The sequence below is a fragment of the Sphaerisporangium sp. NPDC049457 genome, assembly GCF_055586705.1.
The window spans coordinates 260992-284863 of sequence record NZ_JBVJHR010000013.1 but is presented as its reverse complement, the minus strand read 5'-3'; the positions used below and the strand labels follow the sequence as shown (position 1 = coordinate 284863).

Here is a 23872-nt window from a genome sequence, read left to right as displayed (position 1 = left end):
TCAGCGGGTGGCCGTCATCCGCGGGGGATGAGCAGACCACCCATGCCGATGAACAGTGCTCCGGTGAGGACGTCGAGCTTCCTGCGCGCTCGCCGATAGCCCTTGGCGATCAGCGGGGTGGCGGCGAGCAGGGCCACGACGCCGAACCACAGGAAGGCGATGGCGAGCATGGTGGCCAGCGTCACGGCCCGCGCCGTCAGATCGGCGCCGTGCGGCAGCAGGCCGGCGAACAGCGCGCCGAAGAACGCGAGCGCCTTGGGGTTGGCCAGGTTCGTCAGCAACCCGACCCGCCACTCGCCCAGCCTCGCCCGCGCCGGACTCGCGGGGACGGCCGAGACCGGCGGGGCGGCCGGGCCGCCCGCCTCCTCCCGGACGGCCGCCTCCCCGGATCCCACGGCGTCAGCGCGATCGGCGTCGGCGGCCTGAACAGGCGAACGGCGGGCGGAGCGAATGGTCATCACTCCGAGCACGATGAGGAACAGCGCGCCGGCGACGCGGGTGACCGTGTACAGCTGATCGAAGCGCTGGATGACGACCGTCAGACCGAAGAGGGCCGCGAGCGCCCACACGGCGATGCCGGTGACGACGCCGGCCGCCACGCGCAGGCCGCTCCCCCGCGACCGGCCGGCCGAGTACCGCAGGGTGATCAGGAAGTCGGGCCCGGGACTGATGACCGCGAGGGTCCAGACGCCGAGCAGGGGAAGCAACGCGAGCCATGACATGGTGCGGATCCTCCGGATCAGGGTCGGCCGACCGCTCCTCGCACACGCCGTACGACCGGGGAGAAGCGTCCATGGTGACCTGACATCGATATGCCGAACTATTAGTTCAATATATCGAACGCAACGTCGGCCCGCCATTTCGCGGAGGGGAACGGGCTTGCAGCGGCGGAGCGGCCGCGGCGAGCGCTGGGAGGGGACGGCCTCGACCGCCGAGTTCCGCACCGCGCGTTCTCGGCCGCCGCCGAACCGACCTCTACGAGCGAGACGGCTTGGGGCCGGTGGACCAGCCCGCATGGCGGGCGGTGGCCATGGCCTCCTTCAGGGCGGCGCGGTCGACGTCCTCGCGCAGACCGGCGAGCCGCAGCACGTGGCCGTCCTCGACGACGGCGTACTCGTGGTGATCACCGCTGGTGCGGTACCACCCGACCTCGTCGCGCTCGCAGGACACCCGCACCTCGGCAAGGTCCGCACCGGGTGGTCCCGCCCCCGGCGAGGCGGCCTCGGACGGGTCGGCGCCCGGGGGGTCGTCGTCGTGTACCGGCCAGTGGCGGCAGATCTCGTCGCTGAAGTAACCGCGGTCGACGCCGAACCACACCTGCCTGCCCTCGGCGGAGATGTAGTACGTCTGGAAGCCCTCGTCGTTGTAGACGCTCACCGTCTGCCTGGCCGGCTCGTATCCGGGCAGGTCGACCACGTAGACCAGATCAGCGGCCACCCCCTGCGCCCTGAGGTCGTCGTACTGGACCCCGGCCAGCGTCACCCCGGTGCCGCAGCCCGACACCAGGGCGAGCCCGGGCACGAGCAGTAGGCCGGCGCGTCGCATCACGCTGCCACCTTCTCCTACGGCGCTCCCACCGGCCCGGTCATTGCGCCACCTGTTGCCCGAACAGGGTGGACCTTTACCTTCGGCCACCCTCGACGGCCGTTCAGCGCCTCCGTAGGACCGCCTCCGGCAGACCGCCTCCGCCCGCTCCCCGATGCGCCCGGCACCCCGCGCGTTCGCCCCGCAACGGCGGCGCGGCCGGGTCAGGTTCGCATCCAGGCGCGGGTGCCGAAGGAGCGGCACGCCCGCGAGGCGACCTCGATGGCGAAGTCGAGCGCCACGGCGAAGGCGTCGTCGGTCAACCGCCCGGCGGGGGCGGCCGGGGTCTGGCCGTCCTCGCCGAGCGCCCGGCACAGGGCGAAGGTCAGCGCTCCGTGCAGGACGTCGCCGGCGCCCAGGGTGTCCACGACGTCGACCGGCGGAACGGGACGGGATCGCACCTCCTCCAGCCGCGTCCCTTCCGGGCCGTGCCACAGCACCGGAGCCGGGCCGCGGGTGACCGCCGTCCAGGGAACGCCGGCGGCGCGGAGATGGGCGAGGGCCTCCTCGGGCGTCCGGGCGCCGGGCGGGCGGAAGTCGGCGGAGGCCACGGCGACGTCGATGTAGGGCAGCAGCTCGGCCGTGCCCGGCTTCCAGCTTCCGCCGTCCAGGACGGTGAGGCGGCCCTGCTCGCGCGCCGACCGCGCCGCGGCCAGGGCGAGGTGCGGATGGTGGCCGTCCAGGTGCACCGCCTGGCTCTTCGACACCAGCCGGGCCAGCCCGGCCGGCGGCCGGAGGCGCTGGTGGGCGGCGTTCACCGACACCACGGCGCGGTCGCCGCTGCCGCGGGTCACCATGATCGTGGAGATGGCCGGCGGCTCGGACGCCTCAGGCGTCACGTCGACCAGCCGCACGCCGTGCTCGGACAGGTCGGCCTCGATCCCGGTGGCCAGCGGGTGCAGGCCGACGCCGCTGAGCAGCATGGCGTCACCGCCGAGGAAGGAGAACGCGACGGCCGCGTTGGTCGCGGGCCCGCCCGCGGCGAGGGCCTGCGCCAGCGCCGTGACCTTCTCGTTCGCCGCCGGCATCCGCTCGACCGACTGCACCAGGTCGAGCGTGCACAACCCGGCGAACAGCGCGCGCGACATCGTCATGCCCCACCGTACCCAGGGACCCAGAACCCGTGACCCTTCCAACTCCCGAACCCTTAGACCCCCCAGACCTGTGGGCATGTTCGCAGACGCCGAGCCGTCGCCATCGCGATCGCTGAGACGTGGAGGACGTGCCCTGTCGCGGGAACCCGCGGTAAGCGCCGAGCGCCGCTGATTGCCTCCGCGGTGGTGGAGTGGAGCGCGGGAGATCGCGCGGATCGCATTCCAGCGCCGCACACAGCCGGGCGATGCTGAAAGTTGCACCAGGTCCAGCCTCTGACGTCGGTCGATATCCGGCCGGTGGGCATCGAACTTGGGTCGCACCTCCTCAGGGCCCACAATTGCCGCGGACCCGCCCAATGGGGCACCTACCCGCAGCATGACGAAGGCAGTGGCGCGAATGAGATTCCGGACACTCGGACGCTGGGCAGCCCTTTTGGTCGCGCTGGCCACCGGCGGTGTGGCCGCCCCCGCCCACGCGCTTCTGGCCTCCCCTGCCGGGCATCGGACACAGACCGCCGAAACGGCTCAAGCGGCCGGAGCCGCTCACGCAGCCGGAACGACTCAGGCAGCCGGATCCGTGCGGGTCGCCGGCGCGGCCGCCGCCTCCCCCTCGCCCAGCGGCGATCCGGGCGCCGACACCACGCCGCCGTCCAAGCCCGGAACGCTGCGCTACTGCCCGCCCCCCGCCCCTGCGGGCGGGCCCGCCATGGTCGGCATCTGCTGGACCGCCTCCACCGACGACGTCGCTGTGACCGGCTACGACATCTACCTCCTCACCCCCACGGGTTTCGTCAGGTCGGGCGGCTCGACCGGCACCTTCTACATGGCGACCGGTCTGGTGTACGGCGTCGACTACACCTTCTACATCGTCGCCAGGGACGCCGCCGGGAACATCAGTCAGCCGTCGGCCCCGTTCACCGGCACCGCCGTCACCGGTTACCACCCCACGCCCACGCCCACGCCGACTCCCGCACCCGACACCACGCGGCCGAGCAGCCCGGCCGACCCGCGGGTCTGCGGCTACGACTTCGTGAACGCGGTACCGATGTGCTGGACGGCCTCCACCGACAATGTGGCGGTCACCCGCTACGACGTCTACCGCCAGACCTCGACCGGGTACGTCAGGGCGGGCTCGACGACCTCGACGCTCTTCATCGACACCGGACTGGTGAGCGGCCGGCAGTACACCTACTTCGTGGTCGCCCTGGACGCGGCGGACAACATCAGCCACCCCTCGACGCTGCTCACCGCTACGGCCCAACAGGGTTGGCCGACCCCGACGCCGACCCCGACATTCACGCCGACTCCCACTCCGACCCCCTGCAGGGTGGCCTACGCGGCCACCACGTGGAGCGGCGGCTTCACCGCCACCAGCACGATCACCAACACGGGCACCGCCCCGATCAACGGGTGGAACCTCCGGTTCACCTTCCCCGGCGGCGGCCAGAAGGTCACCACGGGCTGGTCGGCCGTGTGGAGCCAGGACGGCGCGAACGTCTCGGCTACCAACCTCGCGTGGAACGGCGTCATCCAGCCCGGCCAGTCGATCCAGATCGGGTTCAACGGCTCCCTCACCGGCACGAACCCCGAGCCGGCGGCCTTCACCCTTAACGGCGCCGCCTGCGCGCTCGCTTGACCCTTACGAGCGCGGGAGGTCGCCCGGCCGGCGGTCCAGCACCTCGCACACCCTGGCGAGGCGGACAAGAGGCAGGGCGTGTCGTGGCGCTCGGAAGCAGGGGACGCACGATCCGTTCGCCGTGGCCGGGGCCGAAGGTCCGGCGGGGTCAGATGGGGTTCTTGGCCTGGTCGTACCGGTCGTGGGCCTCCATGATCCGCGGCATCTCGGCTTCCAGCCATTCGATCAGGCCGAGCAGGCGGCGGGCCGCCTCTCGGCCGAGGGGCGTGAGGCTGTATTCGACGCGCGGCGGGATGGTGTGCTGCGCGGCACGGTGGATCATGCCGTCACGTTCGAGGGCCTGCAGTGTCTGGGCGAGCATCTTCTCGCTCACGCCGTCGACTCTGCGCCGCAGGGCGTTGAAGCGGTAGGTGCCCTCGACGAGCGCGATCAACGCCAGCACGCCCCAGCGACCGGTGAGGTGCTCCAGCGTCTCCCTTGAGGGGCAGCCGCGGGCCAAGACGTCGAAGATGAGCCGCCCGTGCTCCTCGTTCCGGATGGTGGCCTCCTCGTCCATGGCCGCAGCTTACGCCGTCACCGCACTGCGCGCGTCACAGTGCGGCACAGAGGGTGGTACTTTCCAAAAGTTAGTACTAACCTACAGCGACAAGCAGTGAACCGAGGAGCACAAACATGATCGTCGTAACCGCCGCCACCGGACAGCTCGGACGTCTCGTCGTGGAAGGTCTGCTGGAACACGTTCCAGCCGACCAGATCGTGGCGGCCGTGCGCAACCCCGCCAATGCCGCCGACCTCGCCGCGCGCGGCGTGCTGGTGCGGGAGGCCGACTACGACCGGCCCGAGACGCTGAAGGACGCCTTCGGGGCGGGCGACGTCGTGTTGCTCATCTCCTCGAACGTGGTGGGGAGCCGCCTGCCGCAGCACACCGCCGTCGTGGACGCCGCCGCCGCGGCCGGGGTCGCGCGCATCGCCTACACCAGCGTGCTGCACGCCGACACCGCGACCGTCTCGGTCGCGCCCGAGCACAAGGCCACCGAGGAGCACATCGCCGCCTCCGGCCTGCCGTACACCTTCCTGCGCAACGGGTGGTACATCGAGAACTACGCGACGGCCATCGCGCAGGGCGCCGAGCACGGCGCGATCTTCGGCAGCACCGGGGAGGGCCGCATCGCGAGCGCCACCCGGGACGACTACGCCGCCGCCGCGGTCGCCGCGCTGACCGGGGACGGGCACGAGAACAAGATCTACGAGCTGTCCGGGGACGTCGCGTGGAGCATGCCCGAGCTCGCGGCGGAGGTCTCCGCGGTCGCCGGCAAGCCCGTGACCTACCAGGACCTGCCGGCCGAGGCCTACGAGCGGCTCCTTGCCGACGCCGGCCTGCCCGCGGAGGTCGCCGCCGTGCTCGCCGGGTTCGACGTCTCCATCGCCCAGGGCGAGCTCGAGGACACCCCGGGCCACCTGAGCAAGCTCATCGGGCGTCCCACCACTTCTCTGCGCGACTCGGTGACCGCCATCCTGAACGGGAGGTGACGCGGGCACCGGGCACCGCCGAGCCCGGGGCGTCGCCGCGCGGCGCCGGCACCTGACGAAGTCCGGCCGACCGGAGGAGATCCGCACTCCGACCGGCCGGATTTCGACGCATCGGCAGCGCCTTCCGCGCGGCACGTGATTACCTTGTACCGGTCTTTTCTCGATTTCGTCGCGCCGTCGACGCGCGATGTCATGGTGATCGGCGTAAGGATCGCGAGTGACGGACAAGGCGGCCACCGGAGGGGCATTCTCCCCGGCCACGGTCGAGATCCTGCGGGACGCGGCACGCAAGATCCGCACCCGCGGCGACCTGGGGCATCACGAGCTCTTCGCCTACTGGCGGACGACCATGGCGAAGATCTGCCAGGTCGATGCCTTCTATGTCGGGATTTACAAATTCGGGCGAACCATCATTTATCCGTACAATTACGATCAACAGGAGTATGTGCATCCCGAGTTGCACACATACGGGGATGAATCACCGCCGGCGTGGATGCGAACGCACCGCCGCACCTACACCTACTCCAGCGATGGAGGCGCGCTGCTCAACCGGGGCGTCTCCTTCGGCCAGACCTCCCGCCTGTCCGCGGACGCCGTCACGGTGCCGCTGATGGCGTCCGCGGACGCGGCCCTGCTGGGCATCGCCTCCATGCAGTCCTACCGGCCCCGGTCCTACACCTCCGAGCACGTCCGGGCGTTCGAGTGGACCTCGCGGTGGGTGTCCAGGGCTCTCGCGCACGAGAGCGAGGACGCCGGCCTGTTCGCCGAACTGGAGCCGGCCCTGGAGTCGGAGGACGATTTCGCCGTACGGCTCGTCGAAGAGGTCTGCGAGAAACTGCGGCGGCTCAGGACCGCGATGGAACTGATGGAGAAGGCTCCCCCCGGAGAACCCGCCGAATGGGGCGGGCGCATCCGGGAACTCCGCGACGTCTGCGAGCGCGTCGAGACCGAGACGATGGCATTGCTCATCCGCCCAGGAAACGACGCCCTGCTGTTCCCCGCGTCGCTCACCTCGCGCGAACGGGAGGTGGCCAGGATGCTCATCGACGGTTTGCGCAACGACGAGATGGCGGCCCGGATGTCCATTTCCCGGGCGACGGTCAAGACCCACGTCCACAACGTGATGAAGAAGTTCGGCGTCGGACGCCGCGCGGACATACTCGGGCGGCTCCGCCGGCCGCCCGAGCGGTTGTAGGCGAACTCGACCCGCATTTCAACCTCGCGGACGACAGACGTCCGTCATGACCGCTCTGTACCTTCGGGATCGATCGGCGAAGCATTCCGATATCACTCCCGAAGGGGCATCGTTGAGCGGCCTGTTGTGGTTCCTTCTCGCTTTGGTGGCTTTCTACGCCGCGTTCTTCGCCTGGATGAAGTATCGCGCGGGCGTCGCGGCGTCCCCCCGATGGATGGAGGCCGCGCTCCCGCCGCGGGAGACCGCCGCCATCGCCGCGAGCTCCTGCGGCAACTGGCTGCAGCGGCGGGCGGGCCCGCCCCCCATCTCGGTCATGCCCGACGGTTCGCTGGTCTGGTACATGACCTCGTCCGCCGGTCGCATGGTCTTCCGCGTCGACGGCCTGGCGGGCGGCCGCGCCAGCCGGATCGGCTCCTGGGCCGACGAGATCGCGATCGCGCAGGTGTCCGCTCTGGGGATGATGCCGGTGGCCGTCGCCCTCACCAACGCCTTCTACCGGGCCACCGGCATGCCGAAGAATCCCACCACCCTGCTGCGCCAGCGGCGCAGGGCCCTACGGGCGGTCGCGCGGGCGGCCGGGCCGGCGGGGCGCGATCCCGTTCTCCCGGACCGCGCGCACGACGGCCAGACATACCCACATCAGTAGGTGGACGGTGCCGCCGAGCAGGAGCGCCACCGTGAGGACGGACTGCCAGCCCGCGGGCAGCGAAGGGCCGGCCACCACCCCGATCGCCATGCCGGCCAGCCCTTCGGCGTGTTTTTCTGCGCTGTTTCTCATGCCATCAGGAAACATCCACGATATTTTTCCGCGCAAACGCGAATCCGGAGGGAGTCGCATGATGAAGAACCGGCGGAAACGCCCGGCGGGACGCCCCCGGGCGCGGCTGGACCCGCCCCGGCACCCGATGCAGGAACTCGGGCACGAAATGCGAATGCAGCGGCTGGCCGCCGGGGTGGCGGAACTGCGGGAGGCGGCGAGAATCCTCGGCGGCACGGCGCCGCATCGGACGTCCGGCGCCCGTCCGGGCGAATCCCCGCTGACCGCCAAGAGACTCTCCGACTACGAACGCGGCAATACCGCCCGATCGGACAGCGTCAAATGGGAGGCGCCTTGGGGGCGGCGCGAGAACGTGCATCCGAATAGAATTCCGTTCTGGCTTGTCGAGGCGTACGACACCGCTTTCGGGTCGGACGGATATCTCGTGGATCTGTACCACTGGGCGAACTGGCTGGCCACCGCGCACGCGCGCATTCCCCCCGCCACGGCCGGCCCGCTGCCCTTCCCCGGCGACCGCGACGACGTGGCGCGCTCGCTCCGCGAGGGGTTCGACGACGCCACGGGGCAGGCCGCGGCCGTCCTCGACGGGCACGAGCGGCGGCTGAGGGCGCTGGCCCCCGGCTGGACCGCGCCCCGTGCCGAGTGGTCCCCCCTCGAAGGCGTGCGCGACCGCTCCTCGTTCGTCAACGAGGTGAACGCCTTCGTCGACGGCTCTCTCGCCGGCCCCGGAGAGGTCCTCGTCGCCAGCTGGCCCCTGCGCAACACCGGCGAGGTGCCCTGGGAGGACCGGCTGCTGTACCGCGTCGGGCCTGGCGGACCGGCAGGGCTGCACGCTCCCGCGTTCGTGCCGGTGCCCGCCACCGCTCCGGGTGAGCTCACGACGATCCGCGTCCCGATCCGGGCGCCCCGGCGGCCCGGCACCTACCGCGTCTGCTTCAAGACCGGCTGGCCGACCGGCGTCTTCTGCCATCCGACGACTCTCGTGGGGCTCGTCGCCACGATCGTGGTGCCGCCCACGGACCTTCGCGCGTGGTGGCCCGGCGACGCCGGCGCGGACGTGCGCGACGGCGCCGCCCCCGGGACTCCGATGGGCGGCCCGCCGCTCGGCGCCCTGCTGCGGGAGGCGCGCCTGGCCGCGAGCCTGACGCAGCAGGACCTGGCCGGCGTCCTCGCGGCGCGGAAGACGGCGGCCGTCGCCGCCCAGGACATCAGCCACGCCGAGCGGGGGACGAGGAGACCCGCCCTGGCCGACTGGCACCTGCTCGCCGTCGAGCTCGCCGCCCGCGCGCCCGAGCACGCCGCACGGCTGGCGGCCGCGCTGCCGGCCATCGGCGACACGGTCGCCCCCTCCACCCGGCGCGACGCCGGGCAACGCGCCCGGTACTTCCACGACATGGTGCGCCAGATGACCGCCGACCCGCCGGAGCGCTGGTACGAGCCGCTCGGCGGCGAACCGCGCTTCGACCTGTACCCCGGCCTGCCCGAGCTCGCCCGGCGCCTCGCCGCAGGCGTCGAGGCGCCGGCGCCCTCCAAGGCGCGGGAGGACGACGACTGGGCATGGGGCCGGGGCGGCGAGCCCGCGGACGTGCGGCTGCAGGGACGGCGGATCACCATGGTCGAGGTGCGGCTGGTCAACACCGGCCGCGTTCCGTGGCGGGGGCGCCTGCTGTGGCGGCTCGGAGCGGGGGTCACCTCGGTGCTGCCGCTGACCCCGGCGGTGCTCACCGTGCCCGACACCGAACCGGGCGCCGGCTGCTCGGTGTTCGTCCCGGTGCGTGGGGCGACGCTGCCCGGGGTCGCCGACGTCAACTTCGTCATGGTGTACGGCGACATGGTGCCCTGCTTCCCCGACGACCGCAGGACGATCCGGATCCGCGTGCGCACGGACACGGGTCCTGACCTGCACCGGACACGCCCGGTGCCGGACCGGTTGATCCGCATGCTGCGGCACCGCCGCTGAGCGGGCGACGGCGCCGGGCCCGTGCGGGCGCCACCCGCCCGGAGGCTCGGCCCGCCCGCCCATGCGCGCCTCAGTCGAGGGCGCCGAGGGTGATGCCCTCGATGATGTGGCGCTGAGCCGCGACGGCGACCAGCAGGACGGGGACGATGGTGATGAGCGAGGCCGCCATGATCAGGTTGTACTGGGTGGTGAACTGGCTCTGGAACACCGACAGGCCCTGCGACAGGACGGCCATCTCGGTGGTGTTCACCACGATCAGCGGGAACAGGAAGTTGTTCCAGTTCTGCAGGAACAGGATGATGGCCAGGGCCGCGACGACCGGCCTGGCCAGCGGGGCGTACACGCTGAGGAACACGCGCAGCTCGGAGGCGCCGTCGATGCGGGCGGCCTCCCCGAGCTCGCGCGGCGTGCCGAGGAAGAACTGGCGGAACAGGAAGGCGCCCAGCGCCGAGGCGATGTTCGGCACGATGAGCCCCTGATAGGTGTTCAGCCAGCCGAGGTCGCCGAGGAGCTGCGACAGAGGGACGATGATCGCGCTGAACGGCACCATCAGCCCGCTCAGCGCGACCAGGAACAGCGTCCGCCTGCCCGGGAAGTCGAGCATGGCGAAGGCGTAGCCGGCGAGCAGCCCGCTGGCGAGCTGTCCCGCGGTGGCGGCCACGCCGAAGATCGCGGTGTTGAGGTACCACCAGCCGAAGGGGGCCTGCGTCAGAGCGCGGGCGATGTTGGACCACTGCGGGTCGGCCGGCCACAGCGGCGCGGCCGGGTTGACGATCTCGGCGTCGGTCTTCAGCGCGCTCACGGCCATCCAGACCAGCGGGAACGCCACGACGAGCACCGCCAGGCCGAGCAGCGCGTAGACCACCGCGCGGCGCGCGATCAGGCTAGCGGGCACGGTCCACCCGCCCGAGCAGCCAGATCTGCACGACCGTGACCAGCAGGGAGATCAGGAACAGCGCGACGCCCATCGCGTTCGCGCGTCCGGTGTCGAACTGCACGAACCCCTCGTTGTAGACGTAGTACAGCGCCGTCTGGGTGGCGCCGTCCGGGCCGCCCTGGGTGAGCACGTAGATCTGGGTGAAGGTCTGCAGGCCGGTGAGCGTGGTGACCACCCAGATCAGCAGGGTGTGCCTGCGCATGATCGGCCACTGGACGTGCGCGAAGCGGCGCCAGGCCCCCGCGCCGTCCACACTGGCCGCGTCCAGCACGTCCCGGGGCACCGACTTCAGGGCCGCCACGTAGAGGATGACGTTCTGGCCGAAGAACTGCCACGCGCCGAACGTCAGCACGGCGGCCAGCGCGAGCCCGGGGGACGACAGGAAGTCCGCCTGCGGCAGGCGGAGCGCGCTGAGCAGCCGGTTGATCAGCCCGAACTGCGGCGCGAACATGTTCGCCCAGATCAGGGCGGTGGCGACGACGGGGACCACGAGCGGGATGACGAACGGCGCCCGCAGCCGCGCCACCCCCGGCGCCCGGGAGTTGAGCAGCAGCGCCAGCACCAGGCCGGCGCCCATCGTCAGCACGACGAAGCCGGCGGTGTACACGCCGGTGACGCCGAGCGCGTGGGCGCCGCCCTCGCCGAGCATCTGGGCGTAGTTGTCCAGGCCGGCGAAGCGGGGTTCGAAGTCGAAGACCCCGCCGGTGTACAGGCTGCGCCACAGCAGCATGGCGAGGGGCACCAGGGAGAACAGCACGGTCAGCAGCACGGTGGGCGCCACGAACGCGTACGCCAGCACCCAGGTGCGGCGGCGGCGCCGCATCAGGTCGCCTCACCCGGCGCCGTGCCGGGCGCGGCCCCGTGCCGCATCAGCCGAGTTTCCTCAGGGCCGCGTCTCCGTCCCGCGCCGCCTTGGCCAGCGCCTCCGCCGGGGTCTTCCGGCCTTTCAGCGCCGCGTTGATCTCGGTCCAGAGGCTCTGGGAGATCGCGTTGTAGGCGGGGGTGATCGGGCGCACCTTGCCGGTCTTCTCCGCCTCGGCGAACACCGGGTAGGTGGGGTTCCCTGCGATGTGCCTCTTCAGCGCCGGCTGCTCCAGCTGGGCGGGGTCGGAGGGCAGGCCGCCGCTCTTGACCGCCAGGTAGGCGCCCTGCTCGGGCGTGGCGAGGAACTTCAGGAACTCAAGGCCGGCCTTCTCGGCGGCCGCGTCGGTCTTCAGCAGCGCCGCCACGCCGATGCCGAGGCTGGTGGCGGTGCCGGCCGCGCCGGCGGGCATCGGCGCGACGCCGAAGTCGATGCCCGCCTTCTCGAACGTCGGCACCGCCCACTGCCCGTTCACGATCATGGCGACGGTGCCGCTGGCGAACGCCGGGGCGCCGTCGAAGCTGCCGGCCTGCGCGTAGCCGGTGCTCGGCGCCGACCCGCTCTTGACGAGGTCGACCCAGGTCGTCAGGGCCTTGACGCCGGCGGGGCTGTTGAAGGCGGTGGCGGTGCCGCCGGCGTCGAGGAAGGACCCGCCTTCGGCGTACAGCATCGGCGCCCAGGCGAAGGTGATCCACTCGGCCTCGCCGAGCGGCACGTAGAAGCCGTACTTGTTCTTGGCCGGGTCCGACAGCTTCTTGGCGTCGGCGGCCAGCTCGGCCCACGTCGCGGGCGGCTTGTCGATGCCGGCGGCGGCGAAGGCCTTCTTGTTGTAGAACAGCACGATGTCGCCCACGCCGGCGATCGCCATGCCGAGCTGGTGGCCCTTGTGGAACAGCGACTCCCTGATCCCCGGGTACAGCGCGCCGGTCTCGGCGGCCAGCTTGCCGTCCAGCGGGATGAGCTTGCCGCTCTGGTTGACGATCGGCAGGTCGGAGGGGTTCTGCGTGAGCAGCACCGTGGGGTGGGTGCCGTTCTTGAGCGCGGCGATGACCTTGGGGAGGTACTGGTCGGAGCTGGCGATGTACTGCCCCTTGGCGTGCATGCCAGGGTGGGCCTTGTCGAACGCCGCGTCGACCTCGGCGATCTGGTCGGGCTGCCAGCCGCTCGTCCAGTAGGTGAACGTGCCGCCCGCGGCACTCGAACCGCCTGGACCACCCGATGCGCCCGATCCGCCCGGCGCGCCGGCGCCGCCGCAGGCCGCGGCGGCGAGCATGAGACCTGACGCGATGGCGCCTGCGGCGACTCTCTTCCTGATCATCGTGTTCCGTCCTGTCGCTCTCGGACGCTCCCTGGGGAGTGCGGCGTGCGGCCGGCCGGCGCGCCGGGCGGTTCCGGCCGGAGATCATGACGACCTACTTCATAGGTAGGTAAACCCTGATTGTAGAGACCCTCACGATCATCCCTGTACCCCGGAGATCGCCGCCTATCACGCCGCTCACCCCGCGCCCGGGCGCCGCCGCGCGGGAGACGCCGCGAGGGAGACGCCGGCCGGTCAGTGGCCGAAGGCGTCGGAGTCGGCCGCGGCGGCCTCGCCCTTGTCCAGGGCGCTGATCGACGCCACCTCCTCGGCCGTGAGGGCGAAGTCGAACACATCGATGTTGGCCCTGACCCGCTCGGGGGTGGCGGACTTCGGCACGGTGATCAGGCCGAGTTCCAGGTGCCAGCGCAGCACGATCTGGGCGGGCGTCTTGCCGTACCGCTCGGCGAGGCCGGTGACGACCTGCTCGCGCAGCACCCCGGCGCCCTGGCCGCCGAGCGGGCTCCACGACTGCGTGACGATGCCGTGGGCCGCGTGGTACGCGCGGGCGGCTTCGCGGGTCACGCCCGGGTTGAGCTGGATCTGGTTGACGTCGGGCACCACCCCGGTCTCGGCCAGGATCCGGTCGATGTGGGCGGGCTTGAAGTTCGAGACGCCGATGGCGCGGACCCGCCCGTCCCGCAGGAGCTTCACCAGCCCCTTCCACGCGTCGACATAGCGGTCCTGCCGGGGAAGCGGCCAGTGGATCAGGTAGAGGTCGACGTAGTCCACGCCCAGGCGGTCGGCGCTCGCCTGGAACGCCTCCTGCGCCGCCTCGTAGCCGTGCCACTCCCCGTTCAGCTTGGTGGTCACGAACAGCTCTTCGCGCGGCACCCCGCCGGCGCGCAGCCCCCGGCCCACCCCCGTCTCGTTGCCGTAGGCGTAGGCGGTGTCGAACAACCGGTAGCCGGCCTGGATGGCGTCGGCCACGACGACCTCGGCCTCGCGGTCGGTCATCGGGTAGGTGCCGAGCCCGATCGCCGGGATCGAGGCGCCGTTGACCAGCTTGACGGTGGGAGCGGCGGGTACGGCCATGTGCGGAACTCCTCGGCGACGCTCGTGCGCGCATAGTGGATCGGTGAGCCGGGACCACTGATCAGCGGACCGGCGGTGCACAGGTGCAATTCCCCGGACGCCGGGTGTATTCCACCGCCCGCCCATCACCCCCGCCCCGACCTCGACCCCGCCCCGACCTGGACCGCGACCCGACCTCGACCTCGACCTCGACCCGATCCGATCCGAACCCCGATCCGACCTGGACCCGACTCGACCTCGCCCCCCGCCTCAGTCCCGTCCCGGACCCTGACCAGGCCCCGAACGCGATCCGCCGCGCGATCGGGTCCCCGCGCGGTTCCCGGCCGGGCGGGCGGGTACCTGGAACGGGCATCTCACTCCTCACTCCTCCTACCCGAAAGGACCCGCCATGGCCGACCGTCAGCGCGTCGTCATCGCCGGCGCGGGGTTCGCGGGATTCACCGCGGCACGCCGCCTCGCCCACCTCGCCAAAGGCGCGATAGAGATCGTCATGGTCAACCCGACCGATTACTTCCTCTACCTTCCCCTGCTCCCCGAGGTGGCGGCCGGCATCCTCGACCCCCGCAAGGTCGCCATCCCCCTGTCGGGCAACTGCCCGGGCGTGCGCCACCTGCTGGCCGCCGTCGACCGGGTGGACGTCGGCGAACGCCGGGTGGAGTGCACCGACGCCGACGGCGGCCGCAGGGACCTGCACTACGACCGGCTGCTCATCGCGGTCGGCAGCGTCAACAAGCTGCTGCCCGTTCCCGGAGTGGCCGAGCACGCCCACGGCTTCCGCAGCATCGCCGAGGCGCTGTACCTCCGCGACCACCTCATCCGCCAGATCGAGCTGGCCGACGGGAGCGACGACCTCAAGGAGAGGGAGGCGCGCTGCACGTTCGTCGTGGTGGGCGCCGGCTACACCGGCACCGAGGTGGCGGCGCAGGGCCAGCTGCTCACGATGGACGCGAAACGCCGTCGCGCCGGGCTCGGCGACCAGCCCGTCCGCTGGCTGCTGGTCGACAAGGCTCCCCGCATCCTGCCCGAGCTGGACGAGCGCCTGTCGCGCACGGCGCACCGCACGCTCGCCGACCGGGGCGTCGAGATCCGCCCGGGCGTCACCGTGTCCGAGGCGACCGCCGAGGGCGTCAAGCTGTCCGACGGGGAGTTCGTGCCGACCCAATCGCTCATCTGGTGCGTCGGCGTCCGTCCCGACCCGCTGATCGAGTCGCTCGGCCTGCCGGCCGAGCGGGGCCGGCTCGTGGTGGACGAGTACCTGTCGGTGCCCGGCCACCCGGAGATCTTCGCCTGCGGCGACGCGGCGGCGGTGCCGGACCTCACCCGCCCGGGCGAGTTCACGGCCATGACCGCCCAGCACGCGAGCCGTCAGGGCAGGCGCGCCGCCGACAACATCGCCGCCTCCTACGGCCGCCGCGAGCGCCGTCCCTATCGGCACAGCGACCTGGGGTTCGTGGTGGACCTGGGCGGGGCCAAGGCGGCCGCCAACCCGCTCGGCGTGCCGCTGTCCGGCCTGGCGGCCAAGGCGGTGACACGCGGGTACCACCTGCTGTCGGTGCCGGGCGGGCGCACCCGCATCGCGGGCAACTGGCTGCTGGACGCGGTGCTGCCCCGGCAGACCGTCCAGCTCGACCTCGTGCGCGGCTCGGCGGTCCCGCTCGACTCCTCCACCCCCGAACGCCCGCACGGCCACGACGGCCAGGACGGCTGACCGCCGCCGCGGGCCGCCTCCTACGGCCCCGTGCCGGGCGCGGCGTCCGCGAACGGCAGCGCGCCCCGCGGGCCGCCTCGCGGGCCGGCGCGCACGCCGGGCGCGGCCCCACCTGCGCGGTGTTTGGCGGGGGCGGTGGTGGTAGAGGGGCGAGATGGCCGATGATGATCTACGATCCGGCGTCCTGGTGGGCACGGCGTCGTGGACCGACCGGAGCCTGCTCGACTCCGGCTGGTATCCGAAGGACGCCGCCACCCCGGCCGCGCGGCTCGCCTACTACGCCTCGCGGTTCCCGCTCGTCGAGGTGGACGCCACCTACTACAACCCGCCCTCGCTGCGCACCGCCGAAGCGTGGCGCGACCGGACACCGCGCGGCTTCACCTTCGACGTCAAGGCGTTCTCGCTGCTCACCGGGCACCCCACCCGGACGAGGTCGCTGTACAAGGACCTGCGCGAGCGGCTCGGGACCGCCAAGGAGACCGTGTACCTGCGCGACGTGGGGCCGGACATCGCCGATGAGGTCTGGGACCGCTTCCTGAGCGCGCTCGCGCCGCTGCACGAGGCGGGGAAGCTCGGCGCCGTCCTGCTGCAGTTCCCGCCGTGGCTGGCCCCCGGCGAGCGCGCCATGCGGTACGTGCTGCGTTGCGTGGAGCGCTGCCGGCCCATGCGCGCCAGCGTGGAGTTCCGCAACGCCGGGTGGATGACCGAGGAGCGCCGCGAGCAGACCCTCGGCTTCCTGGCCGAGCATCGCATTCCGTACGTGGCGGTGGACATGCCGCAGGGGCACCCCTCCTCCGTGCCGCCCGTGATGGCCGCGACCGCCGACCTGGCCGTGGTCCGCTTCCACGGCCACTCCGGCAAGTGGCTCAGCAAGAACATCGAGGAGCGGTTCGCCTACCTGTACTCGGAGGAGGAGCTGCGGAAGTGGGCCGTGGAGATCGCCGACCTGGCGTGCCGCGCCCGCTCCGTCCACGTGCTGATGAACAACTGCTGCGCCGACAACGCCCAGCGCAACGCCGCCCGCCTGTCCTCCCTGCTCGGCGCCGCCCCTCCCCCGCCCTGGTGAACCCGGCCGGCGCTCCGGGCGGCGGATGATCCGGCGGGCCGGCGTGGTTGCCCTTGACGGCGCGGAGCCGGAGCCGTACGTTCCCCGGGCGATCAAGGCAGGTGGCACTCATGATGGACGGACGACGCGAACACCCCGACGGGCCGTACGACGGCGCGAGCGGCGGCGGCGCGCTCAAGATCGAGACGCACGGCCTCGACGTCATCGGGGACGCCGAGCGCAAGGGGCGGCCCCGGCAGCTGTTCTGGCCGTGGTTCGGGGCCAACGTGTCGATCCTCGGGCTCAGCTACGGCTCCTTCGCCCTCGGCTTCGGCGTCTCCTTCTGGCAGGCGATCGCCGCGGGGCTGATCGGCATCCTGTTCTCGTTCCTGCTGTGCGGCTTCGTGGCGCTGGCGGGCAAGCGCGGGTCGGCGCCCACCATGGTGCTGAGCCGGGCCGCGTTCGGGGTGCGGGGCAACAGGCTGCCGTCGGCGATCTCGTGGATGCTGACCGTCGGCTGGGAGACGGTGCTCACCGCCCTGGCCACGCTGGCCACCGCGACCGTCTTCGACCGGCTCGGCTGGGGCGGCGGCACCTCCACGAAGGTCGCCGCCCTGATCGTCGTGACCCTGCTGATCGTCACCGGCGGCGTCATGGGGTTCGATCTGATCATGCGCATGCAGACGGTCATCACGGTCGTGACCGGCGTGCTGACGGTGGTGTACATCTTCCTGGTCGCCGGGCACGTCCACTGGGACGCGGTCGCCGCCATCCCCGCGGGCCCGGCGCAGTCGTTCATCGGCGCGCTGGTGTTCATGATGACCGGGTTCGGCCTCGGGTGGGTCAACGCGGCGGCCGACTACTCCCGCTACCTGCCCCGCCGGTCCTCCGGGGCGGGCGTGGTCGGCTGGACGACGTTCGGTGCGTCGCTGGCGCCGGTGGTGCTGCTGGTCTTCGGCCTGCTGCTGGCCGGGTCGTCCAAGGGGCTCAACGAGGCCATCGCCGCCGACCCGATCGGGGCGCTGACCACCGTGCTGCCCACCTGGTTCCTCATCCCCTTCGCCGCGGTGGCCGTCCTCGGCCTGGTCGGCGGGGCGGTGCTGGACATCTACTCGTCGGGGCTGGCGTTGCTGGCCGCCGGCCTGCGCGCGCCCCGCTACGTCGCCGCCCTGTTCGACGGCGTGCTCATGGTGGCGGGGACGGTGTACATCGTCTTCTTCGGCGGCACGTTCCTCGGCCAGTTCATCGGATTCCTGACGACGCTCGGCGTGCCGATCGCGGCGTGGTGCGGCGTCATGCTGGCCGATGTGGCGCTGCGCCGCCGCGACTACGACGAGGCCGACCTGTACCGCACGTCGGGCCGCTACGGGGACGTGCGGTGGACGCCGGTCACGGTCGTGCTCGCCGGCACGGCCATCGGGTGGGGCCTGGTCACCAACACCTCGGCGGCCTGGCTCGGCTGGCAGGGCTACCTGCTCGGCCCGCTCGGGCTCGGCGGCACGTCCGGCTCGTGGGCCTTCGCCAACCTGGGCGTGCTTGTGGCGCTGCTGCTCGGCTTCGTGGTGACGCTGCTCGCCGGCCGCGCCCGGGTGCGCGGCCAGGAGCGGCTGCCCTCCGCCGGCCCGGGCGCCGCCCCCGCCGACGTCCGCCCGTGAGCGGCGGCGGCCACCGGTGAACGGCGGCGGCACGGCTCCGGCCGGGGAACCGCGGCCCCGGCCGCTCAGGTCTCCACGAAGCCGCCGCTGCGCCAGTACACGTTGCGCTCCCTGCTGAGCAGGCCCTCGTCCACCAGGTACCGCCGCAGCGCGGGGTAGTCGTCGTGGAAGGCGCGCAGCACCACGTCCACGTCCTTCTCGGGGTAGCGGACGCCGGGCTCGAACGCCCGGACGACGTAGTTCAGCACCGCCAGGCGCTTCTCGCGCCGCGACGGGATCGCCCGCAGGCGTCCCTCGACCAGGAAGGTGCGCACGGCCCGCTCCTCGGCGGAGACCGGGGCGGCGGGCGGCCTGGCGGTGGCGTGCAGCAGTTCGCGGAACCGCTCGCGCCGCACCCGCCAGGCGCCGCCCTCGCGGACGGCCAGGCCGCCGCGCTCCAGCCGTTGGAGCGCGCGGCGCACGGCGTCCGGGTCGAGCCCGCATCCGTCGGTCTTCCCGTGCAGGACCAGGGCGGACAGCACCCGCAGGGTGTCGTCCTGATACAGCAGGCCGAGGACGCGCCTGACCTCCTCCTCTATCTCCCCGGTTTCGGCGATTGCCGTGTCTTCCCCGATTTCCCCGATTTCCTCGATGTCTTCCTCGCTCATTGTCTCCAGCCGATCGACGACACGCGGCCTTCCGGGCCCGTTCGCACGGACACGGCCACTGGATCGATCCTCGCACTGGTAGGAGGGTCGATCGGCCGGACGGCGCGGCGAGCGGCGCTCAGGACGGCCGGCGGGCGCTGAAGTCGGCGGGCACGCGGCTCAGGACGGGCCTCAGGACGCGGCCGTTCAGGACGGTGGCGGGGGCGGCGGAGCCGCGCTGGGGGGGGCCCGCCACAGCGCCGCGGTCAGGGCCCTGCCACCGGCCACCTCCGCGTCCGGTGAGCCGGGGACCGGCCTGCCGACGGCCTCGTACAGCAGCCCGCGGTGCAGGGTGAAGGCGGCGTCCACCAGTTCCCCGTACCGCGCCGCCGCGCCGAGCAGGGCCGCGTACGACGAGGCGGCGGCCACGGCGGCGACCGGCAGCGCCCAGGGGGTGAGCGCGGTCCACGCCGCCAGCAGCACCGACCAGATCCACCACACCGCGACGGCGTCGAGCGCCTTGCGGGCGCCGGCCACCTCGGTGCGGGTGAACTCCGGCAGCAGCAGCCACAGCGCCGGCCAGCAGCGCACCGCGTCCATGCCGTACTTGTCGTGCACCCCGGTCTCGGCCGCGCGCAGCAGGTTGCCAAGGCGGGTCGGCAGCAGCAGGTCCGGGCGCGCGGGCATCGCCGCCAGACGCTGCTCCACGTCGAGCAGCTCGTCCTCCTCCCCGGGGATCGCCGTCTCCGCCGCGATCCGGGCGTAGAGCTCCTGCCAGCGCTCCTCCAGCCGCTCCTGGCGGTCGCGGTGCCGGCGCGCGAGCCGCCCCGCGAGGGGGGCCAGTGGCCTGGGCCAGTGGCCCTGGAGCAGTCGCAGCGCCGCGGGGGCCAGCTGCTCGGCCAGGACGCCGGAGGCCGCCACGACCAGCAGGAGCAGCACGACCGCGCCCAGCGACGTCACCTCGGGCAGCCGCGCCGCCTCCGCCGCGGAGGCGGCGAGCCGCCCTGGGGCGGAAAGGTGCCACGCGAGCAGACCGGCCACCCAGAACGCGAAGGCCGGGCTGAAGATGGCCGCCGCCGTACGATCGGCCAGGCGCCCGCTCAGGCCGGACCAGAAGCCGGCGATCACGGCGCGGACGCCGCGGAGGGGACCAGGCGCAATCCATGGGTGCGGCAGATCGGCACGGGCCGCGACGGCGAACGGCGGAACCACGAGCAGTCGCCTTCCGGGCAGTCGAAACGGGGCGCCGCCACGACCGCGCCCTTCCCCGGCCAGCCGCCCGGCCCCCGGGTGACGGGGGCCGTCTCGGGCGGGACCCCCTCGCGCAGGAAGCCGGCCACCCATTCGGCGGTGGCCGGGTGCCGCACCAGCGCGGCCCACACCTCCTGCGCCGCCGAGCGCCGCAGCGCGTCGGCCACCTCGGCGTCGAGCGCCGACCACGCCTCCTCCGGCTGGCCGGCCAGCAGGGAGGGCAGGTGGGGCCGGACGAACCTGCCGATCTCCATGACCGTGCCGGGGTCGGGTTGCATCGTCACCATCCCAGATAACAGAAGGCGGCCCAGTGCTGCGGATCCGCGTGCGGGCGCCCGCGTTCCCAGGCCGCCCGCAGGGCAGGGTCGCCGGGCGGGGTGAGCGCCTCGACGTCGGGGTAGGCGGCGAACTTCGCGCCGTTGTCGGCGTCGCGCATCCACAGTTGTGCCGCCCGGAGCGCTCGCGCGGGGTCTCCGCCGGGTGTCCACTCGTCGAAGAAGCGGCGGACGAGGAGCATACCGCTGATGTCGGTGATCGCCCAGAGCGTGCCGATGACCCCGGCCACGCCCGCCTGCAGGAGGGCGCCGGGCAGTCCGACCAGCTCGTCGGGGCGGGCGACGGCCGTGCCCGCGGTGCGGCAGGCCGACAGCACGGCCAGCCGCGCGGCCAGGTCCCGGCGGTCCATCAGGTCGCTCACCCGGATCGTCTCCGCGCCGGTCAGCAGCAGGGCGCTGTCCAGCGGCCGGCGCGGGTCGTCGCGGCCGTGGCAGGCGAAGTGCAGCACCTGGTGTCCCGGCAGGGCGGCCAGGACGGCCCCGGCGGTCGCCTCGCCCGCCGTGAGCCGCCGCCCGGCGCCGAAGCGCCCGAGCACGGCGGCGGCCTCCCGTCCGGCGTGCGGGAGCGGCGCCTCGCCCGGCCGGTCGGCGACGTCCACGGTGAGCAGGGACCGCACCTCCAGGCGGCGGGCCAGGTCCCGGCACGCGGTGAGGATGCGGGCGCTCGGCACGACGGTGACCGCGCAGTCGTCGATGGCGTGGCGGCCGCCGATCCGCGCGGCGTGCACGGGCAGGAAGGCCAGCAGCCCGCAGGGGACGACCCCGACGGACGACGCCCCGGGGAGCGCCGCGCGCACCGGCCCCCACACCTTCTCGCCGAGCCACTCCGTCGCGCGGGCCAGCGCCCGCCGCCAGCGGTCCGGGTCGGCGTCCCTGTCCTCCTGCGCGGAGAGGTACTCCGCGAGCAGCGGCACCAGGACCTGGCCGTCCACGCCGTCCAGCATGCGGGCGGTGACGGCGCCGGTCCGGTCCGCCGTCACCGCCACGCCGCCGTGCGCGCCGGCGGCGACGTAGGCGAGCGGCGTGTCGCGGGCCACCGCCCTGACCTCCTCGATCTGGGCGGGGGTCAGGAAGAGGGCGTGGCCGGGGACGCGGCGCACCTCCGCCGCGACGCGCTGGAGCTCCTCCTCGGCCGCCTCCCGTTCGGCCCGCGCGTCTCCTTCGGTGGTGTCGCGGTCGAGGGCGGCGAGCCGCGCGCCCGCCCGGCGGAACGCCGCGGCCAGGTCGCCTCGCCCTGCGTGCTCCAGCGCGTCCAGCTGGTCCCGGTCCCGGTCCAGCGCCTCGGCGAGCATCCGCCCCCGGCCGCGTTCCAGGGCGACGAGCGCGGCCTCGGCGTCCCCCGCGCGGGCCATGCTGACGGCGGCGTCGATGTAGAGCGGGCCGATGACGTCGATGGCCATCTCGCGGTGGGCCCTGGCCGCCTGGGCGCGGTGCAGCCGCTCGTCGGCGCGCAGGGCGGCGGCCATGGCGTCGGCGGCCTCGCGCAGGCGTCCACGTTCGGCCGCCCAGTCTCCCCATGTGCGGCACACGCGGACCCCGGTGCCGGGCCTGCCGGACTCGGCCGCCCGGGCGGCCTCGGCGAAGGTCTCCGACACCATGTCGTCCTGCGTGTCGGCGTCGTCCGCCCGCGCCGCGCGCAGGGACAGGGCCGCGGCCAGGTCGAGCAGGTACTCCGCCCGCTCCTCCGCCGAGGCGTCCCCGGCCGCCCGGCGCAGGGCCTCCACCGCCGCGTCCAGGTCGTCGCGCCCGCCCAGCAGGCAGTAGCGCAGCATCAGGGACCGGCCGAGGCCGTGGAGCAGGGAGGGCCGGTCGAGCGACCCGGCGGCGCACGTGGCGACGGCCTCGCGCCACAGCCCGATCGCCTCCTCCAGCCGCTGGAGGTCCAGGTCGTCCTCGAAGGCCTCGGTGAGCCGCCCGGCGAGCCCGCCCAGCCGCGCGGGGCGGGCCCGAGCCCCCGCGGGGGTCGCGGCCAGCGTCCGGCGGGCCGCCTCGATCTGGTCATCGCCCTCGTTCTCGTCATCGCCGGCCGGGGCCCCGGCCGCCGCCAGTTCGGTGCTGGTCGCCTGAAGGTTCTGCTCGACGCGCACCCGGTCGGGCGCGCCCGCGGGGATGAGCGCGAGCGCGGCCCGGTGCAGCTCTGCGCTTCGCTCGGCGTCGCCGAGCCGTCCGGCGCGCCTGAAGCGCCTGCCCAGCGCCGCGCCGAGGTTGGTCTTCGACCACGGGTCGTGCGGGCGCAGCCGTACCGCCTCCTCAAAGGCCTCGACGGCCTCGTCCAGGTCGTCCTCGTGGCCGGGGAGTTCTGACCTGCTGAACAGGACGGCGCCGAGGCAGTCCCGTGCCTCGGCCCGGTCGGGGTGCCCTTCGGGGACCAGGCCGTCGCGGGCGGCCGCGACCATGCCGTCGGCGTCCGCGGGGTCCCCGTAGATCTTGAAGCGCATCAGCAGCGTCTCGGCGAGCCTACGGCGCACGCGGGCGGCGAGGTCTCCGCCGCCGGTCAGCGCGCGGGCCTCCAGCAGCGCCTGGACGGCCTCGTCGCCGATGGCGCGGTCGCGCTCCCGGTCGAACGCGGCGGTGAGGTGCGAGCCGAGGCAGGCCGGAGCGTCCGGGAGGACCCGCGCGGCGCCCTGGCGCGCGCCGGTGACCTCGGCGGTGACCTCGGGCGGCACCGCCGGCAGCCCCATGGCCGACGTCATCGCAGAAAGGATCCGCTCGACGTCGCGCTCGGCGCCGGCGTGCCGGGCCGCCTCGCGGCCGGCGGCGACCGCCTCGCGGGCCAGGGAGACGGCCAGGTCCAGGTCGGCCGGGTCGCCGCGGGTCTCGTAGCGCTCGCGGGCCACCTTGCTCTGCCGGGCGGCGAGGTCGCCGCGGCGCTCGGGGGCCAGCGCCGCCCACGACGGCCGGCCGGCGGCCCGCTGGTAGGCCCACATCGACTCGTCCAGGCCGCTCGGGTCGGCGTCGTCGTCGTAGCGGCGTTCGGCCTCGTGGGCGCGGGTGATGTCCGGCAGCAGGTCGGCGTACGCCCGCGCGGCCTCCTGCCTGCGCTCTTCGCCGAGGAGGGGCTGGGCTGCGGTCACCCGGGCCATCTCGCCGTTGAACGCCTTGTGGTACTCGGCGGCGTTCACCCCGTCACCTCCCGCGCAGCGCGGCGATGACCGCGCCCGCCTGGGGGGGGGGGGGGGGGGGGGGGGGGGGGGGGGGAGGGGGGGGGTCTGCTGTTTGTCTTGTTGCGGCTTTGTGGGGAGAGCTGAAGAGGGGGGGGGGTGGGGCAAAGGTCGCCGGTCTCT

The 23872-nt window shown here is 73.3% G+C and carries 20 protein-coding genes; 8 read left to right on the top strand and 12 right to left on the bottom strand.

Going from position 1 to position 23872, the window contains the following annotated elements:
* Positions 1–14: 14 nt before the first annotated feature.
* The 3 genes from ACZ6QO_RS22035 to ACZ6QO_RS22025 all read right to left on the bottom strand — a co-directional run bounded on the left by ACZ6QO_RS22035 (position 15) and on the right by ACZ6QO_RS22025 (position 2678).
* Entirely contained in the window at positions 15–722 is a 708-nt protein-coding gene (locus ACZ6QO_RS22035; RefSeq protein ID WP_465853333.1) for a LysE family translocator, read from the bottom strand.
* A 253-nt stretch (positions 723–975) separates the two neighbouring features.
* A complete protein-coding gene (locus tag ACZ6QO_RS22030; protein ID WP_465853332.1) occupies positions 976–1548 on the bottom strand; it encodes a hypothetical protein in 573 nt (190 codons plus the stop codon).
* Between the two features lie 200 nt (positions 1549–1748).
* On the bottom strand, positions 1749–2678 hold the full coding sequence (locus ACZ6QO_RS22025; protein WP_465853330.1) for a PfkB family carbohydrate kinase: 930 nt from the start codon (positions 2676–2678) through the stop codon (positions 1749–1751).
* A 577-nt stretch (positions 2679–3255) separates the two neighbouring features.
* Here ACZ6QO_RS22025 and ACZ6QO_RS22020 point away from each other — a divergent pair.
* Positions 3256–4314, top strand: a complete 1059-nt coding sequence (locus ACZ6QO_RS22020; protein WP_465853328.1) for a cellulose binding domain-containing protein — start codon at positions 3256–3258, stop codon at positions 4312–4314.
* A gap of 148 nt (positions 4315–4462) precedes the next feature.
* On the opposite strand, the gene ACZ6QO_RS22015 is transcribed toward ACZ6QO_RS22020, so the two are convergent.
* Positions 4463–4870, bottom strand: a complete 408-nt coding sequence (locus ACZ6QO_RS22015) for a winged helix-turn-helix transcriptional regulator (RefSeq protein ID WP_465853326.1) — start codon at positions 4868–4870, stop codon at positions 4463–4465.
* Positions 4871–4986: 116 nt separating this feature from the next.
* Between ACZ6QO_RS22015 and ACZ6QO_RS22010 the strand changes: the two genes are divergently transcribed.
* The 4 genes from ACZ6QO_RS22010 to ACZ6QO_RS21995 all read left to right on the top strand — a co-directional run bounded on the left by ACZ6QO_RS22010 (position 4987) and on the right by ACZ6QO_RS21995 (position 9777).
* Positions 4987–5844 (top strand): SDR family oxidoreductase, encoded by an 858-nt coding sequence (locus ACZ6QO_RS22010; protein ID WP_465853324.1) that lies wholly within the window; start codon positions 4987–4989, stop codon positions 5842–5844.
* Between the two features lie 217 nt (positions 5845–6061).
* A complete protein-coding gene (locus ACZ6QO_RS22005; protein WP_465853322.1) occupies positions 6062–7039 on the top strand; it encodes a helix-turn-helix transcriptional regulator in 978 nt (325 codons plus the stop codon).
* Positions 7040–7151: 112 nt separating this feature from the next.
* A complete protein-coding gene (locus ACZ6QO_RS22000; RefSeq protein WP_465853320.1) occupies positions 7152–7685 on the top strand; it encodes a hypothetical protein in 534 nt (177 codons plus the stop codon).
* A gap of 190 nt (positions 7686–7875) precedes the next feature.
* Positions 7876–9777, top strand: coding sequence for an NBR1-Ig-like domain-containing protein (locus ACZ6QO_RS21995; protein WP_465853318.1), 1902 nt, complete (start codon positions 7876–7878; stop codon positions 9775–9777).
* Positions 9778–9847: 70 nt separating this feature from the next.
* Here ACZ6QO_RS21995 and ACZ6QO_RS21990 read toward each other — a convergent pair whose 3' ends face one another.
* From ACZ6QO_RS21990 to ACZ6QO_RS21975, 4 genes are all read right to left on the bottom strand, one after another.
* Positions 9848–10672 carry a carbohydrate ABC transporter permease gene (locus ACZ6QO_RS21990; RefSeq protein WP_465853317.1) on the bottom strand — a complete coding sequence of 275 codons (825 nt, stop codon included), beginning with the start codon at positions 10670–10672 and terminating at the stop codon, positions 9848–9850.
* Entirely contained in the window at positions 10662–11537 is an 876-nt protein-coding gene (locus tag ACZ6QO_RS21985) for a carbohydrate ABC transporter permease (RefSeq protein WP_465853315.1), read from the bottom strand. Before ACZ6QO_RS21985 ends, ACZ6QO_RS21990 begins: the two co-directional genes overlap by 11 nt.
* A gap of 46 nt (positions 11538–11583) precedes the next feature.
* Entirely contained in the window at positions 11584–12894 is a 1311-nt protein-coding gene (locus tag ACZ6QO_RS21980; RefSeq protein ID WP_465853313.1) for an ABC transporter substrate-binding protein, read from the bottom strand.
* Positions 12895–13128: 234 nt separating this feature from the next.
* A complete protein-coding gene (locus ACZ6QO_RS21975; RefSeq protein WP_465853312.1) occupies positions 13129–13968 on the bottom strand; it encodes an aldo/keto reductase in 840 nt (279 codons plus the stop codon).
* Between the two features lie 388 nt (positions 13969–14356).
* Here ACZ6QO_RS21975 and ACZ6QO_RS21970 point away from each other — a divergent pair, with 388 nt between their 5' ends.
* From ACZ6QO_RS21970 to ACZ6QO_RS21960, 3 genes are all read left to right on the top strand, one after another.
* On the top strand, positions 14357–15676 hold the full coding sequence (locus tag ACZ6QO_RS21970) for an NAD(P)/FAD-dependent oxidoreductase (RefSeq protein WP_465853310.1): 1320 nt from the start codon (positions 14357–14359) through the stop codon (positions 15674–15676).
* 154 nt (positions 15677–15830) lie between these two features.
* Positions 15831–16742, top strand: coding sequence for a DUF72 domain-containing protein (locus ACZ6QO_RS21965; protein WP_465853308.1), 912 nt, complete (start codon positions 15831–15833; stop codon positions 16740–16742).
* Between the two features lie 110 nt (positions 16743–16852).
* Positions 16853–18376: a purine-cytosine permease family protein gene (locus tag ACZ6QO_RS21960; protein ID WP_465853306.1), complete on the top strand. Its 1524-nt coding sequence runs from the start codon at positions 16853–16855 to the stop codon at positions 18374–18376.
* 65 nt (positions 18377–18441) lie between these two features.
* Here the strand turns inward: ACZ6QO_RS21960 and ACZ6QO_RS21955 are convergent, their stop codons facing one another.
* From ACZ6QO_RS21955 to ACZ6QO_RS21940, 4 genes are all read right to left on the bottom strand, one after another.
* Positions 18442–19023, bottom strand: coding sequence for a DUF2087 domain-containing protein (locus ACZ6QO_RS21955; RefSeq protein ID WP_465853305.1), 582 nt, complete (start codon positions 19021–19023; stop codon positions 18442–18444).
* A 186-nt stretch (positions 19024–19209) separates the two neighbouring features.
* Complete coding sequence (locus tag ACZ6QO_RS21950; RefSeq protein WP_465853303.1) at positions 19210–20130, bottom strand: hypothetical protein; 921 nt, start codon at positions 20128–20130, stop codon at positions 19210–19212.
* Positions 20127–20540 (bottom strand): hypothetical protein, encoded by a 414-nt coding sequence (locus ACZ6QO_RS21945; RefSeq protein ID WP_465853302.1) that lies wholly within the window; start codon positions 20538–20540, stop codon positions 20127–20129. Before ACZ6QO_RS21945 ends, ACZ6QO_RS21950 begins: the two co-directional genes overlap by 4 nt.
* Entirely contained in the window at positions 20534–23710 is a 3177-nt protein-coding gene (locus ACZ6QO_RS21940) for a CHAT domain-containing protein (RefSeq protein WP_465853300.1), read from the bottom strand. Before ACZ6QO_RS21940 ends, ACZ6QO_RS21945 begins: the two co-directional genes overlap by 7 nt.
* Positions 23711–23872 lie beyond the last annotated feature (162 nt).

Coding starts and splice junctions, on each gene's coding strand:
- ACZ6QO_RS22035 (WP_465853333.1), bottom strand. CDS start 722: ATGTCATGGCTCGCGTTGCTTCCCCTGCTCGGCGTCTGGACCCTCGCG.
- ACZ6QO_RS22025 (WP_465853330.1), bottom strand. CDS start 2,678: ATGACGATGTCGCGCGCGCTGTTCGCCGGGTTGTGCACGCTCGACCTG.
- ACZ6QO_RS22015 (WP_465853326.1), bottom strand. CDS start 4,870: ATGGACGAGGAGGCCACCATCCGGAACGAGGAGCACGGGCGGCTCATC.
- ACZ6QO_RS22010 (WP_465853324.1), top strand. CDS start 4,987: ATGATCGTCGTAACCGCCGCCACCGGACAGCTCGGACGTCTCGTCGTG.
- ACZ6QO_RS21995 (WP_465853318.1), top strand. CDS start 7,876: ATGATGAAGAACCGGCGGAAACGCCCGGCGGGACGCCCCCGGGCGCGG.
- ACZ6QO_RS21985 (WP_465853315.1), bottom strand. CDS start 11,537: ATGCGGCGCCGCCGCCGCACCTGGGTGCTGGCGTACGCGTTCGTGGCG.
- ACZ6QO_RS21980 (WP_465853313.1), bottom strand. CDS start 12,894: ATGATCAGGAAGAGAGTCGCCGCAGGCGCCATCGCGTCAGGTCTCATG.
- ACZ6QO_RS21975 (WP_465853312.1), bottom strand. CDS start 13,968: ATGGCCGTACCCGCCGCTCCCACCGTCAAGCTGGTCAACGGCGCCTCG.
- ACZ6QO_RS21970 (WP_465853310.1), top strand. CDS start 14,357: ATGGCCGACCGTCAGCGCGTCGTCATCGCCGGCGCGGGGTTCGCGGGA.
- ACZ6QO_RS21965 (WP_465853308.1), top strand. CDS start 15,831: ATGGCCGATGATGATCTACGATCCGGCGTCCTGGTGGGCACGGCGTCG.
- ACZ6QO_RS21960 (WP_465853306.1), top strand. CDS start 16,853: ATGATGGACGGACGACGCGAACACCCCGACGGGCCGTACGACGGCGCG.
- ACZ6QO_RS21955 (WP_465853305.1), bottom strand. CDS start 19,023: ATGAGCGAGGAAGACATCGAGGAAATCGGGGAAATCGGGGAAGACACG.
- ACZ6QO_RS21945 (WP_465853302.1), bottom strand. CDS start 20,540: ATGGTGACGATGCAACCCGACCCCGGCACGGTCATGGAGATCGGCAGG.